We start from the raw sequence: 505 nt of genomic DNA, 5'->3' as shown, positions 1-505 counted from the left end.
GTCGGCGACGACGCGCCACAGGTCTTCCGGGGAAGCGACTCCGCCAGGAAAGCGGCACGCCATACCGACGATCGCGATCGGCTCCCGGGCCGCCTCCGCCAGGCGGTTGTTCTCGCGCTGGAGTCGCTCGTTCTGCTTCATCGATGCCCGGAGCGCACGCACAACGGAATCGTTCGATGCCGCCATTCTGAAACCTGCCTTCAGAGTCGAATCAAGAGTCTTCCGCGAGCGCCGCCTGGACCAGGTCGTCGACGTCCATGTCGTCGATGGCGCTCTGTTCCTCCGTGTCGTCCGCACCGTCCGCGGAGCCCAGTCCGGTGAGAACCATCAGCGGTTCGAAGAGACCGGCGTCCCGCAGCTGGGCCAGGGAGAGACCCGCGATCGCCCGGCGGATGTCCTCCTCACCCGGGACATCGGTCACGTCCGTGCCTTCGGGGCCGTCGGCGGTGGTGAGTTGGGGCAGCAGGTGCTCCGTGAGGGCCGCCGGGCTGGGGTGGTCGAAGAC

2 protein-coding genes are annotated in these 505 nt (G+C 67.9%); both read right to left on the bottom strand.

Going from position 1 to position 505, the window contains the following annotated elements; translation table 11 throughout:
* The coding region (locus GTY47_RS40015; protein WP_158688498.1) for a beta-ketoacyl synthase N-terminal-like domain-containing protein at nt 1–186 on the bottom strand (186 nt) is incomplete at its 3' end.
* A 25-nt stretch (nt 187–211) separates the two neighbouring features.
* A partial coding sequence (locus tag GTY47_RS40010; protein WP_010049390.1) for a hypothetical protein occupies nt 212–505 on the bottom strand: 294 nt, incomplete at its 5' end.

Source organism: Streptomyces sp. SID5464 (assembly GCF_009862985.1).
Lineage (GTDB): Bacteria > Actinomycetota > Actinomycetes > Streptomycetales > Streptomycetaceae > Streptomyces > Streptomyces chartreusis_D.
This window is presented reverse-complemented; position numbering and strand designations above follow the sequence as displayed.